This window comes from Microbacterium sp. (assembly GCF_035554235.1).
In the GTDB taxonomy this organism is placed as follows: Bacteria; Actinomycetota; Actinomycetes; order Actinomycetales; family Microbacteriaceae; genus Microbacterium.
This window is the reverse complement of sequence record NZ_DATMIO010000098.1, coordinates 1-2,438: the sequence shown is the minus strand read 5'-3', so window position 1 is coordinate 2,438 and position 2,438 is coordinate 1. Positions and strand designations below refer to the sequence as shown.

3 protein-coding genes and 1 pseudogene are annotated in these 2,438 nt (G+C 67.2%); 2 read left to right on the top strand and 2 right to left on the bottom strand.

Features of this window, described 5'->3' with window-relative positions; genetic code table 11:
- Positions 1–518: pseudogene (locus tag VNT50_RS04775) on the bottom strand (hypothetical protein); the annotation flags it as partial.
- Between the two features lie 127 nt (positions 519–645).
- Between VNT50_RS04775 and VNT50_RS04770 the strand changes: the two are divergent.
- On the top strand, positions 646–1,356 hold the full coding sequence (locus VNT50_RS04770; RefSeq protein WP_325483957.1) for a DUF4191 family protein: 711 nt from the start codon (positions 646–648) through the stop codon (positions 1,354–1,356).
- 12 nt (positions 1,357–1,368) lie between these two features.
- On the opposite strand, the gene VNT50_RS04765 is transcribed toward VNT50_RS04770, so the two are convergent.
- A complete protein-coding gene (locus VNT50_RS04765) occupies positions 1,369–1,770 on the bottom strand; it encodes an RDD family protein (protein WP_325483959.1) in 402 nt (133 codons plus the stop codon).
- A 134-nt stretch (positions 1,771–1,904) separates the two neighbouring features.
- On the opposite strand from VNT50_RS04765, the gene VNT50_RS04760 reads away from it, so the two are divergent.
- On the top strand, positions 1,905–2,438 hold a 534-nt coding region (locus VNT50_RS04760; protein ID WP_325483958.1), incomplete at its 3' end, for a glutamine synthetase beta-grasp domain-containing protein.

Here is a 2,438-nt window from a genome sequence, read left to right as displayed (position 1 = left end):
CGCGCACCCGCCTCGGCGGCGTCACCGGACTCGGCGTGCACGAAAACGGGGCACCCCGCATCCGTCAGCCACCAGGCACCGGTCGGGCTCGGCGCGTCGCCGCCGCGTCCGCTGTGCGCCTCGGCCGCTCCGCGCAGCGCGCTGACGGCGAGCGTCACGATCTCCCCACCGCCGAGGGGCGCCGACGCGGCGCGCCGACGACCCAGGAAGACATCTACCCGTTCCGAGCACCATGGCAGCACGGCGTCGTGGCCGCCTGCCCGACGAGCCAGATCGAGGGGCGCGAGAACATGCTGCGCGTCGGTGAAACCCCACCCTGGCCACGCGGTGAGCTCGCCGGCGTCGACCAGGACGACGATGTCGTCCCCTGCCCGTGAGAGGATGCCGCCGATCGGCGTCTCGGGAGGGACGATCGCGCGGACGGGCCGGTAGGCATCGGTGAGCGGGCCGTCGTCGTGGCGGATCGCGGGCTGCGGTTCAGCGGGCTGGGGTTGCGAGTGAGCGGCTTTGCGGGGCACTCGGCGAGTCTTCCTGGATGCGCGGGTCACGTCGGCCGCCGCGCACGCTCCGTGGATGCGCGGTCCCACGGTTCGCCTGGGGAGGAATCGGCGGGCCCGACAACGTCGGAAAGGTAGTCTTGTGTGCATGGCAGCACGCACTTCCGCGCCCGAGAAGCGCCCCGGCTTCTTCAAACAGATCACGGCCCTCTTCCGCTTCACGCGCGAGGCGTACCCGTGGCTTCCGTGGCTCCTGATCGGCATCCTTCTCGTCGGTGTCGGCGTGGGCATCGGCATCGGATTCCTCATCCCGCCCCTCGTCTGGTGGAGCGTGCTCCTGTGGGGCGTCACCGGCCTGATGGCCGGCATCCTGGCGTCGCTGATGACGATGACCCGACTGTCCACGAAGGCCATGTACCGCAAGATCGAGGGCCGCCCTGGCGCCGCCGGTCACGTGCTGTCGACGAGCCTCGGGCGCAACTGGCAGACCAGCGACATGCCCGTCGCCGTGAACCCCAAGACGCAGGAGGCGGTGTACCGCGCCATCGGCCGGGGTGGCGTCGTCATCGTGGGCGAGGGTTCGCGAGGTCGGCTCACCCGACTCATGAACGAGGAGCGGACCAAGGTCCAGCGTGTGGCCCAGGGTGTGCCGATCACCGTCATCTACCTCGGCAACGGCGAGGGCGACGTGAAGATCGACGATCTCTCGAAGACGATCAAAGCCCTGCCGAAGAAGATCGACAAGACGACGATGGCCGCGATCATCCGTCGTGTGGACTCCGTGTCGCAGTCGCTGGCATCGCTTCCCATCCCCAAGGGCGTCGACCCCACCAAGGTGCGGGCGCAGCGCCCCCGCTGACCCCCGCTCGCGTCAGCCGCGACGCAGCAGCACGGTGCCGGCGACCTTGTCGTGCAGTCCGCGCTGATCCGCATCCCAGATCACGGCGGGGATGACGAGTACGAGCAGGGCCGTGCGGACCAGGGGCCTCCAGAGGCCGACCCAGCCGCCGGCCATCGGAGCGAGGCGCATCCCGAGGATGCGGTGACCGGGGCTTGCGCCGAGCGTCGGGATGAAGACGACCTGCGCGATGGCGAAGATCGCAAGCGTCGCCAGCGAGTCGTACGCGAAGAACGCCAGCGAGATCAGCACGGCCGCCGCCCAGTCGATGGCCAGGGCGGCGAGGCGTCGGCCCACCCGCGCGATGCTTCCGGGCCCCGTGGCCGGGAGGCCGAGCCGTTCTCCCGGATAGGTGCTCTGCGAGGCGGATGTCATCATGTCATCAGCGTAACCAGGCTCCCGTAACATGGCTGAAACATGGGAGATACCCTCGGGCAATCCCCTATCGCTAGGTTCGAAATCACCCGCGCTTTTCGGGTCACATCCCGATGCTCAACTTCTGGAGTCATATGTTCCGCGATTCGTCCGAGGTGCTGACATTCATCAAGGAGAACGACGTCAAGTTCCTTGACATCCGTTTCACCGATCTCCCCGGTGTGCAGCAGCACTTCAACATCCCCGCCTCGACCGTCGACGAAGAGTTCTTCACGGTCGGTCAGCTGTTCGACGGCTCCTCGATCCGTGGCTTCGCGAACATCCACGAATCGGACATGCAGCTGATTCCGGATGTCTCGACGGCCTACCTCGATCCCTTCCGCGAGCACAAGACGCTCATCATGGTCTTCGACATCTACAACCCGCGCAACGGTGAGATCTACTCGAAGGACCCGCGTCAGGTGGCCAAGAAGGCCGAGAAGTACCTCGCCTCCACCGGCATCGCCGACACCGCGTTCTTCGCCCCCGAGGCCGAGTTCTACATCTTCGACGACGTCCGCTACTCGGTCACGCAGAACCAGAGCTTCTACTCCGTCGACTCGGAAGAGGGTGCCTGGAACACCGGACGCGAGGAGGAGGGCGGCAACCTCGCCAACAAGACCCCCTAC

What these genes read in the sequence shown, in the direction of transcription:
- VNT50_RS04765 (WP_325483959.1), bottom strand. Translation starts at nt 1,770, where the DNA reads ATGACATCCGCCTCGCAGAGCACCTATCCGGGAGAACGGCTCGGCCTC.
- VNT50_RS04770 (WP_325483957.1), top strand. Translation starts at nt 646, where the DNA reads ATGGCAGCACGCACTTCCGCGCCCGAGAAGCGCCCCGGCTTCTTCAAA.